Origin of the sequence: Haloparvum alkalitolerans (assembly GCF_050122995.1) — an archaeon.
GTDB lineage: Archaea > Halobacteriota > Halobacteria > Halobacteriales > Haloferacaceae > Haloparvum > Haloparvum alkalitolerans.
In genome coordinates this window covers 307,366-327,713 of sequence record NZ_JBNLIA010000002.1, presented here as the reverse complement: position 1 = coordinate 327,713, position 20,348 = coordinate 307,366, and the positions used below count along the sequence as shown (strand labels likewise).

Below are 20,348 nucleotides of genomic sequence, written 5' to 3'. Positions count from 1 at the left end.
AGGCGATCACCTCACACCGCCAGCCCGACCGCGAACAGGCCGGCGTAAGCGGCGAGCAGCTTCCCGGTCGCCTCCAGCGCCGGGTTGAGCGCCTCGCCGCCCGTCTCGGTCAGGACCGTCCGGCTCACGCTCGCCGCGAGCGGGAGCGTGAGAAGCGGTGCGAGCACCGGGAGGTCGTAGCCGTCCCGGAGTATGAACCAGACGGGCGTCAGGTACGCGAGCGCGAGCAGGGCGAGGAACTGGGCGCGGGAGAAGCGGTAGCCGAACCGGACCGCGAGCGTCCGCTTGCCGGTCTCGGCGTCCTCCTCCAGGTCGCGGACGTTGTTCACCACGAGGATGTTCGTGGAGATCGCCGCCACCGGGAGGCTGGCGACGACGGCCGCGAGCGTGACCGTCCCCTCGGGGATCCCGGTGGGGAACGGCCCCGCGAGGAGGGCTGCCGCCTGCACGTAGTAGGTGCCCGTCACCGCGACGACGCCGAAGAAGACGAAGACGAACACGTCCCCGAGGCCGTGGTAGCCGAGGGGGTAGGGGCCGCCGGTGTACGCGACGCCCGCGGCGACGGACACCAGCCCGATCACGAGGATGGGGACGCCCCCCACGTAGACGAGATATGTCCCCACGAGGATCGCGGCCGCGAACGTCAGCCACATCGCCCGCTTCACCGCCGGCGGCTCGATGATCCCCGCGGCCGTGACGCGGGTGAACCCCTCCCGGTCCTCGGTGTCCGCGCCCTGCACGGCGTCGTAGTAGTCGTTCGCGAAGTTCGTCCCGACCTGGATCAGCGCGGCCCCGACGAACGCGAACAGCGCGGGCAGCGGGGCGAACACGCCGTCACCGACCGCGAGGCCGACGCCGACCGCGACCGGCGCGGCCGCCGCGGGGAGCGTCTGCGGGCGGGCCGCCATGACCCACGCCCGCGTCCGCGATACCTCAGTGCTCATTGGCGGTGGTTGGCCCGAGCGCCCCCTTAAGGTTACCATCGGGCGCGTCGTAGCGGGGACATGGCTCGCGTACCCTACGTCGACCCCGCGGACGTGCCGGCGGAGCACCGCGACCTGCTGAACTCCCGCCTGCAGGGGAAGCCCCTGAACCTCTACCGCGCGCTGGGCAACGCGCCCGCCGTCCTCGTGGGCTTCAGGGGCCATCTCGAGGCGCTCTGGTCGGAGACGGGACTCACCGAGCGCGAGCGCGAGCTCGTCATCCTCGCGAGCGCGGCCGCGGTCGGGAGCCGGTACGAGTGGCACCAGCACGTCAACATCGCCCGCGACGCGGGGATCGACGACGAGGCCATCTACGCCGTCACCGCGTTCGCGTGCGAGGACCCCGAGACGCTCGCGGACGCCGACGCGCTCGCGGACGCGGGGCTTGACGCCGACGAGCGCGCGCTGGTGGCGTACGTTCGCGCGGTCGTTCGCGGGGAGACGGACGACGCGCTTCACGCGGCGCTCGCGGAACACTACCCAACGGACACCGTCGTCGGCGTCGCGGTCATCGCTGGCACGTACACCGGTCTCGCGCACGTCATTGACGCGTTGAAGCTGGACCTGGAAGCGGACGAGGAGCCGCTCCACGAGTGGGACCCGCGGTGATCGGGACCCGCGGTGAGTGGGCCCCGCGGTGATCGGGACCCGCGGTGAGTGTCGGGTCGGACGGTCGCGTACGAGCGGACACCCTCGCGCGAGAGCGCCCTACGCGGCGTCGTCCACGGCCTCGACCACCTCGACGCCGGTCACCTCGACGCGCGCGCCGCCGGCCGCGCCCTCGACCAGCCTGACCCCCCAGTCGTGGGCCTCCGCGATCCCCTGGACGATGGAGAGGCCGAACCCGGTGCCGTCGGCACTCGTGGAGTGGCCCGCCTCGAAGACCGCCTCGCGGTCCGCCTCCGGGACGCCGGCGCCGTCGTCCTCGACGTAGAAGCCGTCCGGCAGGTCGCCGACCGTCACCGTCACGTCGGGTCCCCCGTGCTCGACCGCGTTGGCCATCAGGTTCTCGAGGAGCTGCTGGAGCCGGCTCCGGTCGGCCCGGACCGTCCGATCGGTTTCGACGACACACGCGGCCGCATTCGTCTCGCCGACGTTCTCCCAGCAGCCCGCGGCGAGCGCGGCGAGGTCGACCGACTCCGGATCCCCGACCGCTTCCCCGTTCCGGGCGAGCGTCAGGAGGTCGTCGATCAGCTCGCCCATCCGGTCCAGCGCCCGCGAGACGGGCGGGAGGTGTTCGCTGCTGTCGGTCTCCTCGAGCGCGAGGTCGAGACGCCCCTGTGCAACCGTGAGGGGGTTCCGGAGGTCGTGGCTGACGACGTGTGCGAACTCCTCGAGCCGCTCGTTCTGGCGCTTCAGCTCGTCGCGGTGCTGTCGGAGTTCGTGCTCGCGCTCCAGTTCGTCGAAGGCCGTCTCCGTGGCGGTCGCGAGGATGCGCGCGAGGAACTCATCGGTGGCGTCGAACGCGTTCGGCTCCGTCTCCCCCACGGATATCGTTCCGTGGTCACCGATCGGGAGGACCATCAGGCTCCGGAGGCCGGTCCCGCGGTCGACCGCCCCCACGCCGTCCTCGATGTCGTCGTAGACGCCGACCGTGCCCGCTTCGTAGCACTTCCAGTTGAGGCTGCCCGACTCCGGCGTGAACACCTCCCGCTCGGGGAGCGTGTCGCTCACGGAGTCCGACTCCGCGATCGGGACCAGGCCGTTCGCCTCGGGATCGTAGAGCCTGACGACCGTCGCGGAGAACTCGAGGATCTCCTCGGCGGCCGTGACGGCGCAGTCCGCGATCGCGTCCCGCGACTCGGCCCGGATCAGGTCTCTGGTCGCGTCGTGGAGCTGTCCGAGCCGCTCCTCGCGGGTCCGGAGCGTCTCCTCCCGCGCGACGCGCTCGAGCGCGGTCTCGAGGTGGTTCGCGAGGATCTCGACCAGGAAGCGGTCCGTCTCGGTGAACGCGTGCGCCTCGGGCGAGGAGATGACGAACAGGCCGCGGTCGCCGATCGGGTGCAACAGGACGCTCTCGGCGGGCGTCTCCTCGACGAGCCGGGGAGAGGCGGAGGTCTCGGGCAGGTAGACCGGTTCCTCGCCCTCGAAGGCCGCCCAGGCGAGCGCGGCGCGGCTCCCGTCCGGCTCCGACCGGTCGTAGGAGGGCGGGTCGTCGAACAGCTCCGGGACGGAGTCGGCGAGGGCGACCGGCTCGAGCGCCGTCCCCGCGTCGTTCAGCAGGTGCACGCCGCTCAGCGGCGCGCCGATCAGCTCGTCGGCGGCCGCGTTGGCCAGCCGCGCCGTTTCCCCCGTGGACTGCGTGTGGTTGAGGTCCCGCGTCCGCTCGCGGAGCTGCTCCAGTTTCCGCTCGCGCCGCTTCCGGTCGGCGATGTTCCGGCTGTTCACGATGAACCGCTCCTCGCCGTCGAGGTCGAGCCGGCGAACGTGGACCTCGACCGGGAACGTCGAGCCGTCGCGGCGCTCGTAGGCGGTCTCCAGCTCCAGCCGGTCGCCGACGGGCATCTCCCGCCAGACCTCGCGGGCGTCGGTCGGATCCATCCCGCAGTCGAGGTCCCCGACGGTCATCTCGGTGAGCTCCGCCTCGTCGTACCCCGTTTCCCGACAGAGGCGGGGGTTCGCGTCGAGGATGTTCCCCTCGACGTCGTGGATGTCGATCATGTCCGGGGAGTCCTCGAACAGCGCCTCGAGCCGGGCGGTCGTCCGCTGGAGGCGTTCCTCGCGCCGCTTGCGGTCGGTGATGTCGGTGATGAACCCCTCCAGCGCGACGAGTTCGCCGTCGTCGTAGACGCCGCGGCCGCGCTCCCAGGCCCATCTGGTCGCTCCATCGGCGGTGACGATCCGGTAGGTCACCTCGAAGCTCCCGTCCGTGTCGAGGGCGTCCTGCACCGCCGCCCACATCTCCTCGCGGTCGTCCGGATGGAGCACGTCGGTCCCCCACTTGACCTCGTTCCGCTCCAGCGTCGCCGCGGAGTAGCCGGTGAGCGCCTCCACCTCGCCTTCCACAGTCATCATGGGCCAGTCGGGCTCGTTCCGGCACCGGTAGATCATCCCGGGGAGGTTGCTGATCAGGGTCTCCAGCCGGCGCGTCCGCTCGGACAGCTTACGGCGCGCCTGCGTGGCGTCGACGGCGTTGTCGATCCGGTTCGCGAGGAGTTCGTACTGTTCGGTCGCGGTCCCCTTCTGGAGGTAGTCGGTCACGCCGGCGGAGATGGCCTCTCCGGCGACCTCCTCGGACCCTTTTCCGGTGAAGAGGATGAACGGCAGGTCGGGGTGGTCCTCGCGGACGGTCCGAAGCAACTCGATGCCGTTCCGGCCGGGCATCTCGTAGTCCGAGACGACGCAGTCGAACGCGGACGCGGACAGCAGCTCCAGCGCCTCCTCGGCGTCCGCCGCGGATCGCACCTGGATCCGGTCGTCCTCGCGCTCGAGGAACGCCCCCGCCATCTCCGCGAACTCGGGGTCGTCCTCGACGTGGAGCACGCGGATCGACGCGTCCTGATCGGTCATTCACCCGACGTTTCGGAGCGCGTCAGCATAAGTGTGTGACACCTCATCACGGGGTCGCGTCCGTCATCCTCCCGTCGCGGGAGGTGTTCTCGATCTCCGTGCTGATGCGGTGTGGTGCTGATGCGGTCGCGGTGCGGTGCTGTTTCTGTCGAGGTCGTGGGACCGCGGCGGCGAGAGGGCGCGAAGCGCCCGCAGCGCCGACCGCGGCCCCTTTTTGATCGACATTTTTCAAGGGAGCGGTGAGCGCGGCGCCTGCGCCGCGCGAACCCGACCGCAGAAAAAGGTCGTTTAGTAGTGCCAGGGGTAGTCGTCGAAGTCGGGGTCCCGCTTCTCCAGGAACGCGTCGCGGCCCTCCTGGGCCTCCTCGGTCATGTACGCGAGGCGCGTGGCCTCGCCGGCGAACACCTGCTGGCCGACCATGCCGTCGTCGGTCATGTTGAAGGCGTACTTCAGCATCCGCATCGCGGTCGGCGACTTGCTCGTCATCTCGTCGGCCCACTCCAGGGCCACGTCCTCCAGCGCCTCGTGGGGGATCGCCTCGTTGGCCATGCCCATGTCGACCGCCTCCTGGGCGGAGTAGGTCTTGCCGCGGAAGAACACCTCGCGGGCCTTCTTCTGACCGATCTGCTTGGCGAGGTACGCGGAGCCGAAGCCGCCGTCGAAGGAGGCGACGTCGGGATCCGTCTGGAGGAACTTCGCGTGCTCGTCGCTCGCGAGCGTGAGGTCACAGACGACGTGCAGCGAGTGGCCGCCGCCGACCGCCCAGCCGGGGACGACCGCGACCACGGGCTTGGGCATGAAGCGGATCAGCCGCTGGACCTCGAGGATGTGGAGCCGGCCGGCGCGCGCCTCGCGGACGAGGTCGTCGTCCTCGACGCCCGCCTCGTCGTCGTCGCGGTACTCGTACCCGGAGCCGCCGCGGACGGACTGGTCGCCACCGGCGCAGAAGGCCCAGCCGCCGTCCTTCTCCGAGGGGCCGTTGCCGGTCAGCAGGACGCAGCCCACGTCCGCCTGCTTGCGGGCGTGGTCGAGCGCGGCGTACAGCTCGTCGACGGTGCCGGGCCGGAAGGCGTTGCGCACGTCCGGGCGGTCGAAGGCGATGCGGACGGCGGGGACGTCGACCCCGCGGTGGTAGGTGACGTCGTCGAACTCGTCGGTGACCTCCTCCCACGCGTCGGGGTCGAACAGCTCCGAGACCATACCCGGGCTTGCGCGGGAGCGCTCATAAATGACCGATAAACGACCGCGGTCGCGGCGCGGTCGCGGCGCGGTCGCGGCGGGGGGCGACGAACCGGTCCGCGCGGGCGCCGAGAGCTACGCCCCGTCCCCGCGCTCCTCGACCGCGTCGCGCAGCGTCGCGACGTGGGTCTCCACCAGTTCGAGCGTGGCGTCCGCGTCGGCGTAGCCCTGCTCGTACTCGCCCTTCGCGCGCTCGTACTCCGTCAGGAACGTCTCGACGGCGTCCTCGAGGTCGTCCTCGCTCATGGACCGGTCTGGGAGCGCCGCGCCCTTATACCGACCGGCGGCGGGCCGGCGCCGACCGGCGTGGACCGACGCCGACCGGCGTGAACCGACGCCGACCGCCTCCGGAACCCCTAATGTGCCGCGGCCGTCCCCTCGCGCATGGACGATTCGGACGCGACCGGGGGCGGGTCGGAGACGAGGGCGGACGGCCGCGCGGCCGACCACCCGTACGCCGGCGCTTCGGACCCGGGGCCGGAGCCGGCCGCGACCGCGCGCGAGTTGGACGCCGCCGACCCGCTCGCGGAGTTCGCGGACCGGTTTCGGCTCCCCGAGGACGCGCTGTACATGGATGGCAACTCGCTGGGACCGGCCTCCGACGCCGCGCTGGCGAGCCTCGACCGCGTCGTCGACGAGTGGCGGGAGCTGTTGATCGGCGGCTGGACCGACGCCGAGCCGCCGTGGTTCGAGTACGCCGAGCGCGTCGGCGACGCGATGGCGCCGCTCGTGGGCGCCGCGCCCGAGGAGGTCGTCGTCGGCAACTCGATCACCGTCAACGTCCACACGCTCGTCGGGACGTTCCTGGACGAGTTGCTCGCTGGGAACGGCCCCGAAGTCGAGGGGTACGCGGCCGCGGACGGGACGTGGGGGTCGGGCTCCGGGGACGCGGCCGGCGGGGGCGACGCCGCCCGTCCCGCGGTCCTGGTCAACGAACTCGACTTCCCCTCGGACCACTACGCGGTCCGGGCGGCCCTGCGGACGCGGGGGATCGACCCCGACGAGAAGCTCCGCGCCGTGGAGAGCCGCGACGGGCGCACCGTCGACCCCGCGGACGTGGAGGCGGCACTGGAGCGACACGACGACGTGGGGATCGTCTACATGCCGACCGCGCTCTACCGCTCCGGACAGCGCTTCGACGTGCCACGGATCGCGGCGGCCGCCCACGCCAACGGGGCCTACGTCGGCTTCGACGCGGCTCACACCGCGGGCGTCGTCCCGCACGAGTTCTCGGCGGCGGGCGTCGACTTCGCCACGTGGTGCACCTACAAGTACCTCAACGCGGGGCCGGGGTCCATCGCGGGGCTCTACGTCGCCGAGCGCCACCACGGGCTCACCCCGGCGTTGGCCGGATGGTGGGGTCACGAGAAGGCGACGCAGTTCGAGATGAACATGACCTACACGCCCGCCGGCTCGGCCGGCGCGTGGCAGATCGGGACGCCGCCGATCCTCGCGACGGCGCCGCTGGAGGGCGCGCTCGACCTCGTTCGGAAGGCGGGGATCGACCGCGTCCGCCAGAAGTCGCTGGCGCTGACGGATTTCCTCGCCGCGCTCGTCGACGCGCGACTGCCGGCGGTGTCCGTCGGGACGCCCCGCGAGCACGACGCCCGCGGCGGGCACCTCGCGCTGGAACACCCCGACGCGGAGCGGCTGAGCCTCGCCCTGAAGGAGCGCGGGGTGGTGGTCGACTTCCGGCCGCCGAACGTGGTCCGGGTCTGCCCGGCGCCGCTCTACACGAGCTTCGGCGACGTGGTGGAGGTGGTCGCCACTCTCGAAGCGATACTCGCCGACGGCGCCCACGAGGCGTTCGATCCGGCCGGCGACGGCGTGACGTGAGCCCGGCCGGAGAGCCGCGAGCGGTCGAGGGCTTTCCGGGTAGTGGCGGCAAGCGCAGCAGGCCGCTCGACTGGTCCAGAAACCCCGAGCACAGCGGCGGTTGAGGGCTTCACGGCCGGTCGCAACGAGCACGGCAGCACGGTCGACCATTCACTCGCCCCCACCTATCGACGCAAGTCTCGCCGTCACCGAAATGTGTGAAAAACGCTTAAGAACTGTCCGGCGAAACCTCCGGGCATGTACGACGAGGAGGACCTCGCGTCGATCCGAGAGGCACGGGAGGAGTGGGAGGCGGAGACGCTCGACCCCGTGCTGGAGCGGTTCGGGGAGCGCGAGGACCGCTTCGCGACCGTCTCGAACCTCGAGGTCGACCGGATCTACACCCCCGAGGACGTGGCGGACCTGGACTACGAGGAGGACCTGGGCTTCCCGGGCGAGGAGCCGTTCACCCGCGGCCCGTACCCGACGATGTACCGCGGCCGGACGTGGACGATGCGGCAGTTCGCGGGGTTCGGGACCGCCGAGGAGACGAACGAGCGGTTCCACTACCTGATCGAGAACGGGCAGACCGGCCTCTCGACGGCGTTCGACATGCCCTCGCTGATGGGGCTCGACTCCGACGACCCGATGTCGCTCGGCGAGGTCGGCAAGGAGGGCGTCGCGGTCGACACCCTCCGCGACATGGAGGTGCTGTTCGACGGCATCGACGTCGGCGAGGTGTCGACCTCCTTCACCATCAACCCGAGCGCGCCGGTCATCTACGCGATGTACGTCGCGCTCGCCGACCAGCAGGGCGTCCCGCGCGAGGAGGTCCGCGGCACCCTGCAGAACGACATGCTCAAGGAGTTCATCGCGCAGAAGGAGTGGGTGATCCCGCCGGAGCCGTCCCTCGACCTGGTCACCGACACCATCGAGTTCGCCGTCGACGAGACGCCGAAGTTCAACCCCATCTCCGTCTCCGGCTACCACATCCGCGAGGCGGGCTCGACCGCGATTCAGGAACTGGCGTTCACGCTCGCGGACGGCTTCGCGTACGTCGAGGACTGTCTGGACCGCGGGCTGGACGTCGACGAGTTCGGGCCGCAGCTCTCCTTCTTCTTCAACTCGCACAACTCCATCTTCGAGGAGGTGGCGAAGTTCCGCGCGGCCCGCCGCATCTACGCCCGCGTGATGGACGAGTGGTACGACGCCGAGGACCCCGACGCCAAACGGCTGAAGTTCCACACCCAGACCGCGGGCCAGTCGCTGACCGCCCAGCAGCCGCTCAACAACGTCGTCCGCGTGACGATTCAGGCGCTCGCGGGCGTGCTCGGCGGCACCCAGAGCCTCCACACCAACTCCTACGACGAGGCGCTGGCGCTCCCCTCCGAGCAGGCGGTCCGCGTCGCGCTCCGGACCCAGCAGATCATCGCCGACGAGTCGGGCGCCGCGGACATCGTCGACCCGCTGGCGGGCTCGTTCGCGGTCGAGAGCCTCACCGACGAGACCGAGGAGAAGGCGATGGCGTACATCGAGGAGATCCGCGAGATGGGCGACGGCTCCGTCCGCGACGGCGTGCTCGCGGGGATCGAGGAGGGCTACTTCCACGGCGAGATCCAGGAGGCCTCCTACGAGTACCAGGAGCGCGTCGACGAGGGCGAGGAGACGGTCGTCGGCGTCAACAAGTACGAGGTCGACCAGGACACCAAGCCGGACCTGCTCCACGTCGACGAGACGACCCGCGAGCGCCAGCTCGCCCGCCTGGAGTCGGTCAAGGAGGACCGCGACGACGAGGCGGTCGAGGCGACCCTCGACGCGCTCGCGGACGCGGCCGAGAGCGGCGAGAACGTGATGCCCTACATCGTCGACGCGGTGAAAGCGTACGCCACGATGGGCGAGATAATGGCGGTCTTCGAGGCGCAGCACGGCCAGTACCGGGAGACCGTCGGGCTGGCCTGAGTAGCGGGAGCGGCGCCCGTTCGGTCTCCTCTCGCGGCCGGCGTTTGCTCGGCCGACCGCAGGCTTCGGCCTACCGGATCCGCTCGCCTGGCGCGGCGTCGCCGTGAGTCGTCAGCAGGTCGGCCTCCTCGCCCGCGGCCAGCACCATGCCGTTCGACTCGACGCCGAACAGCTCCGCCTTCTCGAGGTTCGCGAGGACGACCACCTTCTCGCCCTCGATGGCGTCGAGGTCGTGGAGCTGCTTGATCCCGGCGACGATCTGGCGCGTCTCCACGCCGATGTCGACGGTGAGCTTCGCGAGCTTGTCCGCGCCCTCGATGCCCTCCGCGCTCTCGATCCGGCCCACCCGGATGTCGAGCTCCTCGAACGTCTCGAAGTCGATGCGGTCGTCGGTGATGGGGTCGAAGTCGGTCATGGCGTCGTCCGTGTCCGCGGTATCCTCCGCGTCCGCCTCCTCGCTCTCCTTCGCCTCGTCGGCGGTCGCTTCGGCCACGCGCTCGTCGAGCTTCGCGTTCAGCTCCTCGACGCGCTCGGCCTCGATCTTCTCGAACAGCTCGGTCGGCTCGGGGAACGCCCCAGCGGGCGGTGCCAGCGCGTCGGCGCGCGTCGCGTTGTGGACGGACCCGTCCTCGCCCAGCTGCGCCCACAGGCGCTCGCATTTCTCGGGCGCGACCGGCTCGAAGAGGACGGCGATGGCCTTCGCGATCTGGACGCAGTCGTAGACGACCTGCTTCGCGCGCTCGGGGTCGTTGTCCACGAGGCTCCACGGCTCGTTGCGCTGGATGTACTCGTTGCCGAACGCGGCCAGATGGGTGACCGCGTCGCCCGCGTCGCGGACGGAGTAGTCGTTGACGGCGTCGGTGAAGTCGGCGACCGCGCCGTCGATCCGGCTCTCGACCTCGTCGCTCGGCCCCGCGACGTCCGTCGGGGCGCCCTCGTAGTTGCGGTGCGCGAACAAAAGCGAGCGGTAGAGGAAGTTGCCGACCGTCCCCACCAGCTCGTTGTTGACGCGCTCGCGGAAGCGCTCCCACGAGAAGTCCACGTCCTGCTGGAACCCGCCGTTGGTCGCGAGGTAGTACCGCAGCAGGTCGGGGTGGAACCCCTCGTCGATGTACTCGTCGGCCCAGACCGCGCGGTCGCGGCTGGTCGAGAAGCCCTTCCCGCCGAGCGTCACGAAGCCGGAGGCCATCACGGCGCGCGGCTCGACGTGACCCGTGCCGCGCAACATCGCGGGCCAGAAGACCGTGTGGTGCTGGATGATGTCGCGGCCGATGACGTGGACGACCTCGCCGCCGACGTCGTCGGGGTCGACCGCGTCGGGGTCGGTGGCGTCCGCGGCGGCCGCGGCGTGCTCGCCGGCGCCCCAGACCGCCTCCCAGTCGAAGACGTCCGCGCCCACGCGCTCGGAGTACTGCTTCGTGGAGGCGATGTACTCGATCGGCGCGTCGACCCAGACGTACAGCACGAGGTCGGACTCCTCGCCCTCGGCGTCGGGGTAGTCGATCCCCCAGTCCATGTCGCGGGTGATACACCAGTCCTGGAGCCCCTGCTCGATCCACTCGCGGGGCTGGTTCCGGGCGTTCGCGGTCCCCTCCAGCCGGTCCAGGAAGTCGGAGAGGTAGTCGGCGAACGCGGAGACCTCGAAGAACTTGTGCGTGCGCTCGTGGTACTCGGCCGGGTTCCCCGAGATGGTCGAGACGGGGTCCTCGATCTCGCCGGGCTCGAGGTGGCGCTGGCACCCCTCGTCGCACTCGTCGCCGCGGGCGTGGGCACCGCAGTACGGGCAGGTCCCCTCGACGTAGCGGTCGGGGAGGTACTGGTCGTCCTCGGGATCGTACGCGACCATGATCTCCTTCTCGTAGACGTGGCCGGCCTCGTCGAGGTCGCGGACCAGCTCCTGGGTGAGCTCGGTGTTGGTCTCGTCGTGGGTGTGGCCGTAGTTGTCGAAGTCGACGTTGAACTTCGGGAACGTCGCCTCGTACTCCTCGTGCCAGCCGAGCGCGAACTCCTCGGGGGAGACGCCCTCCTGCTCCGCGTTGACCGCGACGGGCGTGCCGTGCATGTCCGAGCCGGAGACGAACGCGGTCTGCTGGCCCAGCGTTCGCAGCGCGCGGGCGTACACGTCGCCGCCCACGTAGGTGCGGAGGTGACCGACGTGCAGGTCGCCGTTGGCGTACGGCAGCCCGCAGGTCACCACCGCGGGGTCGTCGGTGGGGAAGTCCTCGTGGCTCATTGCTCGTGTGTGTTCTCGGGCAAGCGGGGCAAAAGCCCGCTGGTTCCGCGCGTCCCTCGCCGCGGTCGAAACCGGGCGTTTCTCGGGTCGCTGCACGCACCCACACGCGAACCCGCGCGGGCAACGTTCAAACCCGTCCCCGTCGTACCCACGGCCGAATGCGGCTCGACGAGTTCGTGGAGTTCGAGCGGAACGAGCGCGCCGAGCGCCGCCGCCTCGCCCAGGAGAAGGACTACGGCGTGCTCGACCACCTCGAGACGTTTCAGGACCGCTTCGAGGACGCGCTCTCCGGCGACTCGCTGGTCGGCTCCGTCTCGCCGTCTATCTTCGTCGGGCGCTCGAACTACCCGAACGTCTCGACCGGCATCCTGTCGCCGGTCGGCCGCGAGGAGCAGGCCGAGCGGTTCCGCACCTCCGGCGACTGGTACGACGAGGGCGTCTCGATCGGCGACGTCTTCGAACGCCGCTCCGGCCTCCTCAACTCCAACCGGACCGCCGAGGTCGACAACGTCCACGACGCGTGGGACGGCTGGCTCGGCACCCAGCGCGAGGTGGCCATCGCGGACCGGCCCGTCGACGTGGAGATCGGGCTCGACTCGAAGCCGGAGTTGGACGTGGACATCGACGACGTGGGCGCGCCGGTCGGACCGCGGGCCCGCGCCCGCGACGCGTCGCTCGGCGAGAACCCGCACGTCCCGCGGCCGGTCGAGAAGACGCTGGAGGACGACGACTGGCGCGCGCAGGGGGCGATGACGTACCTCTACCGCCGGGGGTTCGACGTGTACGAGATCAACTCGATCCTCTCGGCGGGCGCGCTCGGACAGGGGGAGAACCGCCGACTCGTCCCGACGCGCTGGTCGATCACCGCGGTCGACGACACCGTCGGCCAGTACCTCCGCGGGACGATCAGGGACGCGCCGTCGGTCGACTCGGTCGAGGTCCACCGCAACGAGTACCTCGGCAACGCCTTCTGGGTGGTCCTCGCCCCGGGCGACTGGGAGTACGAGCTCGTCGAGATGAAGGCGCCCGGCTCCGTCTGGAACCCCGACCCCGAGGCCGGCATCTACCTCGCGGCCGCCCACGAGGGCCGCGAGGGGCGGACGGGCTACGTCGACGAGACCGCGGGCGCGTACTACGCCGCGCGGCTCGGCGTGCTGGAGCACCTCTCCGACCGCGGCCGGCAGGCGAAGGTCCTGGTGCTCAGACACGTCTCCGACGCGTACTGGGGGCCCGTCGGCGTCTGGCAGGTCCGCGAGGCGGTCAGGAACGCCTTCGAGGGCGAGCTCGGGGAAGCGGAGACGTTCGGCGAGGCCGTCCGCGGCGTCGCGGACCACCTCCCGGTCCCCCTCTCGCGACTCCGGCGCAAGTCGACGATGGCCGCGGGGCTCCAGACGAACATCGGGGACTTCCTCGGCTGAAGGGTCGAACGGGCCAGAACAGGGGAAGAGAGAACGGCCAGCCGGCGTTACCGCGTCAGCTTCGCGAGCAGCTCGTACCCCTTGTCGCGCACCGCGTCGGGGAGGAACCGCGCCAGGACGCCGACCCGGGCTGCCGTCCCGGGCTGGACGCGGGCCGGGGGCCGCGTCGCGCTCGCCGCGTTGAGGATCTCGGCCGCGACCCGCTCCGGACCGACCGACCCGGGGCCGTCGCCTCCGATCAGCTTCGCGTCGTCGAAGACGCGGTAGAAGTCCTCGTAGGCGCCCGAGCGGTCGATCCCCTCGCCGACCTCACCGCCCGCTTCGTCATCCTCCGGCTCCCGGTCCGCCGCCACCTCCCGCTCGGCGCGCTCGCTGAATCCCGTTTTGACCGGCCCGGGCTCGACGACGACCACGTCGATGCCGTACTCGGATACCTCGCCGCGCAGCGCGTCGGACATCGCCTCGACCGCGAACTTCGAACCGCTGTAGACGCCCCCGCCGGGGAACGCGACGCGTCCGGCGACCGACGAGAGGTTGACGATCGTCCCCTCGCGCTCGCGGCGCATGTGCGGGAGGACGGCCCTGATGAGCCGATGGGGACCGTACACGTTCACGTCGAACTGCTCGTGGACCTTCTCCGTCGGCACGTCCTCCAGCGGGCCGAACTGGCCGTATCCGGCGTTGTTGACCAGACAGTCGATGGCCCCCTCCTCGTCGAGGATCCGGTCCACGACGCGGTCGACGTCCGCCTGGTCCGTCACGTCGAGCGTCGCGAGCTCGCAGCCCTCGTCCCCGAGCGTCTGTGCGTCCGCGGGGTTCCGTGCGGTCGCGTACACCGTCCAGCCCTCGTCGTTGAACGCCCGCGCCGTCGCGCGGCCGATACCCGAGGAGCAGCCGGTGATGAGTACGGTCTTCTGCACGTTTCCGGCGTCGGGCGCGGAGGGTATAACTGTCGGGCTTCTCTCTCGATCCGGCAACTCTCAGATTAAAACAGCTGTTGGAAAATATAATTCGATAAAAAGATACGAACACTTAAGTCAGAAAAAGAGGATATGACTCTCCGCCTGAATGAGACGAGACGCGCTCGCACTGCTGTTCGTGTGTCTGTTCCTCGGCGCTCCGCTCGCGGGGGCGGCCGACGCCGAAGCGCCGCTTGCCGACGCCGGTCTCGACCAGTCGGTATCCCAGGGGACGACCGTTCATCTCGACGGCGGCGGCTCGTACGATCCGGACGGTGAGATCGTCGCTTACGAGTGGGAAATCCTGGCTCCGGACGGTAGCACGGCCGCGACGCCGACCGGCCGAACGCCGACCTTCGAGGCGGCCGCGTTAGGGACCTACGACGTGACGCTCACCGTGACCGACGACGCGGGGCGGACGGCCAGCGACACGCTCCACGTCCGCGTCTCCGAGGGGGACCCGCCCGCGGTCGCACTCGAGGGCCCGTCGGCGGTGTCGGTCGGCGACACCGCCGCCTTCACGGCCGCGATCGACCCGGGTGACGCGCCCATCGACCGCGTCGTCTGGCGAGTCGACGGGGAGGTCGTCGAGACCGAGCACCGGCCGGGAGCCGAAGCCACCCTGAACCGCACCATCACCACGCTCGATCCCCGAACCGTCGACGTGACGGTTCTCGACACTGCCGACCAGTCGGCGAGCGACGACCGGACGGTCTCGGTTACGGAGCCGGAGGAGGCGAGCGGAAGCCCCGGCTGGTACGGCGGTACCGCGGCGAGCGAGGACCCGACGATCCACGGTCCACAGGAGGTGTTCGAGGAGGAACCGCTCACTGCGACGTATTCGGTCGACTCCGGCGGCGCGGCCGTCGCCGCGGTCACCTGGCGCGTCGACGGCGAGTCGGTCGCGACCGGCGGGACGCTCCAACGAACGTGGGACCCCGGCCGCCACCGGCTCTCCGCGCTCGTCGAGTACCGCGACGGGAGCAAGCGCGTGGCGACGTTCGCGGACGGGACCCGCGAGGTGGTCGCGAAGCCGCCGGTCGACCTCCGGCTCCGGGACCTCGACGGCTACGACGGGACCATCAGCGGCGCGGTCGTCGCGGAGGACGACCTGAACGCGCTCCGGTCCGTGGAGGTGTTCATCGACGGCGAACTGGTCGAACGCGCAACGCGTCGGGGCGTCCGGCGCCACGAGTCGGAGTTCCGCGCGGACGGACTCCGAGACAACACCGAATACGAGGTGACCGCGGTCGCGACCGACACCTACGGACAGACCGTTCGCGTCACGGAGACCGTCGAAGTCGCCGGGATCCCCTATATCGAGTCGATCGAGGTCCTGAACACGCCGGTCGACTCCTACCACGAGCGAATCGACCCCGAACGCTACACCGCGACGATGAAGGTGACCGTGGACCTGAACGGCTACCCGGTTGAGGGGGTGGGGATGGAGACAAGCGCTCGGGAAAATGAGTATGTGGAATTAGAAACTCGCACTCAAAATATATCAGATCAAAAAATAGTCAAAATAGTTGACTTTGCTTATTCGTCCCCACGAAAGTATGAGATAACTGAGAATCTCCTAGTACTTGATCGGCCTCAAACGTTAGTCGTCGATAAGGAGCCTGCGTCGATCAAAGTCGTAGACAGTGACCCCGAGGTTCGATTAGATGTCCATGTCAACCACGACAAAAACCTACACGTTCCTAGAATCGTGATTGACGCCAGTAATTCATTTGATCCAGACGGAACTAAGCTCTCGTTTACTTGGATACCGGACTTTGTGGAGGAGAGCCCGGTTCTGTCGTCCAGCTTGAAAAACATCAAGAACGAAATCACCCTCTCAGTTATCGACGGACACAACCGAGAGGTTAGAAAGACGACGACGCTGGATGAGTACTATTCGCCGACAATTGACGTGTTCTTGTACAGTCAAACGGGATACGATCCATACGAAACTCTAAGTCTGAGCTTCAGAACAGAGCGGTTTAACTTGAAAGATGAAGCATTCGAAAGCTCTGACATACGCTTTGAATTGATCCGTGGTTCTGGCCAAGTCACAGCGAAGAAAGATCCGGCAGAACAGGAGAACCGCTGGGTCGGGGATATCGAAACTACGCTGGGAGCCTATCTTGATGGTCCTGTTGCTTTACAAGTATATAACGCAGAAAACCCGGAGCAAACGGAACGAACGTTCGAGTTACCCCTCCCGACATTCACCAGAACGGGAGAGTTTTATTACAATATCGACGTAACTGAGTCGCTCTATGAGGTAGAAGTTCCAGTGTATGACGAGATCTCAGTCTCGTCTGAGCACTTGATGCGGGCAAGTCAGGATAGAGGATACTCAGTAGCGGAGATGGAAGAGGACACGTCCTACACGATACAGAGGCTTCACGAGCAGGACGCAATAATCGAAACCAGGCAGAAGGAGTTCGATAGCTCGCTTCGACGCCGGCACTTTATCCGTCGATCTGACGGGTGGCACAAATCCGGACGCACGTCGACTCAACGCGAAAAAGTGACGACATCCTACGAGTGGCGGCATTCAATTTCGTCCGGGTACACCGGTCAGAAGCGGACAAGGACGATCCAGTCCGCGGAGTACCGAACGGAATACCAGTACCAAAGCAGGTACGGGGGAACTTACTGGTCATCGCATGCTTACAGTTTGTGGGACCGCCGAACAGGCTCCTCTCGTTCCGTTAAGGTCCGCGATCGAGTCACAGAGACTGAGTACCAACACAGGGAGACGAAGACCACAACGGTCACAGACTACACGTACCTAGCGAGCAAGGAAGTCGTCATTCAGCAAAGCGTGTCGGAGTGGAGAGACTACATGGAGACGTCCGACCGTCGGACGGTGGACAACCACGTCAGGAGTGACAACTATCGGATCGGTCGAACGTCAACGTCGACTACCTGGATACTCCGAAAGCAGGTTGGAACGAATTCTGAGATACGAGATGAAGTTGACGACAAAACAGCAGTTACTCGATCGGAACTGACGGTTGAAGGCGATATCGTGTACTACTCGTCCGGCACAGATGCGGTAGACAGTAATATCCGAAAGACGGGCGTGTTCAAGAAGACGGCAGTCGAAGAGGGATTCGTCTCAGAACCCGAATTAATACAACAATTAAGAAATCGTGAGCCGACAGGGGGAGATGACTGTCGAGGTGCGGGATGTGGTGTAAAATGATCCACGGTCGGTTTCTGCTAGTTGCGATGCTGGTGGTCGTAGCGGCCGGTATGATGGCAGGACCCGGACTGGCTGACTCAACGGTCGATACTGACGAGCAGGAGGAAATAGTCTACTCGAAGACGATACAAACAGAATATGGGTTCCAGATCACCGCCGACTTCTACGCGAATATGACTCTAGAGATCTCTTCGCACAATCTCAACACTGAGTCTGAAGAAGTATCATTTGCACTTCAAGTAGCCAGAACGACGGTGCATGACGTACGAGAGACACTCCACCCAAGCGAAACCGAATATTGGACCTTTGATATCTCTGGCATGCAAGATCCCTCTGCCCATCAACAAATAGTCAAGATCCATGCCTACGGCCCAACCATCCAGCACACCTACAACGCCACGCCCACGGCCGCGGACGCGGACGACATGCCGCTCCCGCAGATAACGAACGTCGACCTCGTGGCGAACGGGACGCCCGCGGATCCGCGGACGGAACTCCACGTCACGGTCGAGAACCCGACTCCGCACGCGCATCGCCAGCACGTCGTCGTCTCGACCGAGGAGACGGGGAACGCGGTCGGGCGGCCGGAGGCTAGGCCCAACGAGACGGGGACCGCGGTCATCGAGTTGAACGAGCCGCCGGACGCGGTCGTCAGGGGGGAAGTTCGACTGTACACGAACGACTACTCGGACATGAACGACAGCCTCGACATGGTCGAGTTCGCGGGCGAGCCCGAGGGCAACGTCACCGTGGAGAACCGGACGTACGAGCCCATCCACCCGAACTACCACTACGAACCGTCGGGGGCGGGCTCGGACGACGGTGACGGTGTGGGGCTCCCGGGCGGCGGGTCCCTCTCCGGGGACGCGCTGCTGGCCGCCGGGTTCCTCGGGGCCGGGACGCTCGCGATCGGCGTCATCCTCGCGGTCGGCGCACGCCGGCGATACTGACCGCGCCGGGAGCGTGGTTCGGATCCGGAGCCCGCCCGCCTACCGCGTCTTCGCGACCACTCTTGCCGGCGCACCGTCGCTCTCCGCGAGCGGGAGCGGGAAGGCGTAGCACGCAAACCGGCGGGGTAGACCCGCGAGGTTCCGAAGGTTCTCGACGACCGGCAGACCGGCACCCAGCAGCGCGTGGTGGGCAGGGAATCCGGTCGGCTCGTCACCGGAGTCGTCGTCTGCTGACTCGGCGGGCGCGGTCGGGTCGGGACCGAACGTGTCCAGACCCACGCCGACGCCCGCGTCGACGCACCGCTCGGCGAACTCGGGCGTCAGGAACGGATGATCGCGGTAGGCGTCGGTTCCCCACCTGTCGGCCCAACCGGTGCGGACGACCAGCAGGTCGATCGCGGGGTCGAGGTCGTCCGGAAACGCGTCCGGCCCGACCGCTTCCCGCGGCTCACACGGCGTCAGGTCGAGCAGGCGCGCGTCGAAGGCCCACTCGCCGACCTCGCGGTCGTCGAGCGTCGCGCCGTCGGGTTCCGTGTGCCGCGGCGCGTCGACGTGGGTGCCGGCGTGGCTGCCGAGTTCGACCGTGTGAACCGAGTAGCCGTCCGCCTCGTGAGTCGCGGCCGGTTCGACCGAGACGTCCGGGTCGCCGGGGTAAGTCGGCGCGCCCGTCCGGAGTGGGTGCGAGAGGTCGCGGTACATAGTCGTCCATCGGCACGGCGTCTCAAAAGTGCGGTCACGCGTCGCGGTGACGGAAATGGGCCGCACCGCGACCGGTTACAGAAAAATCCACATCACGACCGCAGACGGGAAACGGACCGGCGACGGCCGGTTGCGGGACCCGACTTACGCCCCTTCCGGGCTTAGCAGACGCGAGAGCGCGCGCTCGACCGCCGCGGTCGCCCACTCGACCTCGCGGACACGGACGTACTCGCGATCGGCGTGCGCGACGGCGCCGTCGCCGTCCGCGAGGTCGCCGGGACCGAACACGACCGTCGGCGCGGGCGCGAAGTACGAGGCCTCCGTCGCCGCGGAGAAGGGCCGGGCGCCGGCGCCGCGCTCGGCGTCGGTCGCTTCGGGTCGGGTGCCGGCGATGGCTTCCCGAAGCGTCCGCGGGAGCCGATGGTCGGGGTCGGTCGCGAACGCCTCCAGGAACGGCGAGTCGCGCTCCGTCAGCGAGACCGCGACGCCGACCGCGTCGTCGACCGCCGCGCGCACGTCCGCTTCGAGCGCGTCCCGGAACCCGCCCGCGGATTCGGGGGGAACGCTCCGGCGGTCGACGGTGATCGCACACCGGTCGGGCACCTGGTTCGTCGCGCCGCCCCCCTCGACCACCGTCGGCGTGAGCTTCGGCGGGCCGAGCTGTGGGTGTTCGTCCGCCTCCGCGTCGAACGTCCGGATCGCCGCGAGCGCGTCCTCAGCGGCCGCGACGGCGTTGACGCCGGCGAACTCGGCCGCGTGGGCGTTCTCGCCCGCGAGTTCGACCGTCCCCTCGAAGCGCCCCTTCGCGGCGGTGCAGACGTCAAGTCCCGTGGGCTCGCCGACCAGAAACAGGTCGCCCTCGAGCGCGTCTTCCGTCCCCGGAAGCCGGCCCGTCAGCGCCGCGGCGCCGAGCGAGAGGACCTCCTCGTCGGGGGTTATCGCGAGCGTGAGCCGACCGCGGCCGACGTCGGCGGACAGAAACCCGCCCACGAGCGCCGCGAGCGGCCCCTTCGCGTCGCAGGCGCCGCGCCCGTGGATGACGTCCACCCCCGTCTCGCCCTCGACGGTCGCGTCCCGGTCGCGCTCGAAAGGCACGTCCGGCGACACCGTGTCGAGGTGCGTATTCAGGACGACGTGGGGACCGGCGGCGCCCGCCGACTCCCCGGAGGCCGTCCGCGTGGCGAGGACGTTGCCGGCGTCGTCCACCGCCGCGTCGACGCCGTGCTCCGCCAGCGTCGCGACCAGCAGGTCTCGCGCGTCGGTCACGTCCTCGTGACACGGAAGCTGCACCATCTCGGCGAGGAAGGAGACGGGGTCGTAGGTCTCGGGGTCGGCCGGGGGGGACGCGTCGAGGTCGGACACGTCGACGCCTCGCGTGCCGGGA

At 68.8% G+C, this 20,348-nt stretch carries 14 protein-coding genes; 6 read left to right on the top strand and 8 right to left on the bottom strand.

The features are described from left to right. Positions 1-11 precede the first annotated feature (11 nt). Positions 12-944 carry a 1,4-dihydroxy-2-naphthoate polyprenyltransferase gene (locus ACQE3L_RS03415; protein WP_426962381.1) on the bottom strand — a complete coding sequence of 311 codons (933 nt, stop codon included), beginning with the start codon at positions 942-944 and terminating at the stop codon, positions 12-14. A 60-nt stretch (positions 945-1,004) separates the two neighbouring features. On the opposite strand from ACQE3L_RS03415, the gene ACQE3L_RS03410 reads away from it, so the two are divergent. Next, entirely contained in the window at positions 1,005-1,592 is a 588-nt protein-coding gene (locus ACQE3L_RS03410) for a carboxymuconolactone decarboxylase family protein (protein ID WP_426962380.1), read from the top strand. Between the two features lie 99 nt (positions 1,593-1,691). Here the strand turns inward: ACQE3L_RS03410 and ACQE3L_RS03405 are convergent, their stop codons facing one another. The 3 genes from ACQE3L_RS03405 to ACQE3L_RS03395 all read right to left on the bottom strand — a co-directional run bounded on the left by ACQE3L_RS03405 (position 1,692) and on the right by ACQE3L_RS03395 (position 5,978). Continuing rightward, the gene (locus tag ACQE3L_RS03405; protein WP_426962379.1) at positions 1,692-4,493 is read right to left on the bottom strand and encodes a sensor histidine kinase; all 2,802 of its coding nucleotides are present in this window, start codon (positions 4,491-4,493) and stop codon (positions 1,692-1,694) included. A 288-nt stretch (positions 4,494-4,781) separates the two neighbouring features. Beyond that, complete coding sequence (locus ACQE3L_RS03400; protein WP_426962378.1) at positions 4,782-5,693, bottom strand: 1,4-dihydroxy-2-naphthoyl-CoA synthase; 912 nt, start codon at positions 5,691-5,693, stop codon at positions 4,782-4,784. Positions 5,694-5,807: 114 nt separating this feature from the next. Next, positions 5,808-5,978: a hypothetical protein gene (locus ACQE3L_RS03395; RefSeq protein ID WP_426962377.1), complete on the bottom strand. Its 171-nt coding sequence runs from the start codon at positions 5,976-5,978 to the stop codon at positions 5,808-5,810. A 138-nt stretch (positions 5,979-6,116) separates the two neighbouring features. Here ACQE3L_RS03395 and kynU point away from each other — a divergent pair, with 138 nt between their 5' ends. Together kynU and ACQE3L_RS03385 are read left to right on the top strand one after the other, a co-directional pair. Then, entirely contained in the window at positions 6,117-7,568 is a 1,452-nt protein-coding gene (gene kynU / locus ACQE3L_RS03390; protein ID WP_426962376.1) for a kynureninase, read from the top strand. 237 nt (positions 7,569-7,805) lie between these two features. Continuing rightward, positions 7,806-9,506, top strand: a complete 1,701-nt coding sequence (locus ACQE3L_RS03385; RefSeq protein ID WP_426962375.1) for an acyl-CoA mutase large subunit family protein — start codon at positions 7,806-7,808, stop codon at positions 9,504-9,506. A gap of 70 nt (positions 9,507-9,576) precedes the next feature. Here the strand turns inward: ACQE3L_RS03385 and metG are convergent, their stop codons facing one another. Further along, complete coding sequence (gene metG, locus ACQE3L_RS03380) at positions 9,577-11,739, bottom strand: methionine--tRNA ligase (RefSeq protein WP_426962374.1); 2,163 nt, start codon at positions 11,737-11,739, stop codon at positions 9,577-9,579. A 158-nt stretch (positions 11,740-11,897) separates the two neighbouring features. Between metG and nreA the strand changes: the two genes are divergently transcribed. Further along, entirely contained in the window at positions 11,898-13,157 is a 1,260-nt protein-coding gene (nreA, locus tag ACQE3L_RS03375; RefSeq protein WP_426962373.1) for a DNA repair protein NreA, read from the top strand. A gap of 47 nt (positions 13,158-13,204) precedes the next feature. Here the strand turns inward: nreA and ACQE3L_RS03370 are convergent, their stop codons facing one another. Next, positions 13,205-14,077 (bottom strand): SDR family oxidoreductase, encoded by an 873-nt coding sequence (locus tag ACQE3L_RS03370; protein ID WP_426962372.1) that lies wholly within the window; start codon positions 14,075-14,077, stop codon positions 13,205-13,207. Between the two features lie 148 nt (positions 14,078-14,225). Between ACQE3L_RS03370 and ACQE3L_RS03365 the strand changes: the two genes are divergently transcribed. Continuing rightward, positions 14,226-17,315 (top strand): PKD domain-containing protein, encoded by a 3,090-nt coding sequence (locus tag ACQE3L_RS03365; protein ID WP_426962371.1) that lies wholly within the window; start codon positions 14,226-14,228, stop codon positions 17,313-17,315. Positions 17,316-17,635: 320 nt separating this feature from the next. Next, the gene (locus tag ACQE3L_RS03360; RefSeq protein WP_426962370.1) at positions 17,636-18,265 is read left to right on the top strand and encodes a hypothetical protein; all 630 of its coding nucleotides are present in this window, start codon (positions 17,636-17,638) and stop codon (positions 18,263-18,265) included. Positions 18,266-18,304: 39 nt separating this feature from the next. Here ACQE3L_RS03360 and ACQE3L_RS03355 read toward each other — a convergent pair whose 3' ends face one another. Then, on the bottom strand, positions 18,305-18,964 hold the full coding sequence (locus tag ACQE3L_RS03355) for a cyclase family protein (RefSeq protein WP_426962369.1): 660 nt from the start codon (positions 18,962-18,964) through the stop codon (positions 18,305-18,307). 144 nt (positions 18,965-19,108) lie between these two features. Beyond that, positions 19,109-20,326, bottom strand: a complete 1,218-nt coding sequence (locus ACQE3L_RS03350) for a M20/M25/M40 family metallo-hydrolase (protein ID WP_426962368.1) — start codon at positions 20,324-20,326, stop codon at positions 19,109-19,111. Positions 20,327-20,348 lie beyond the last annotated feature (22 nt).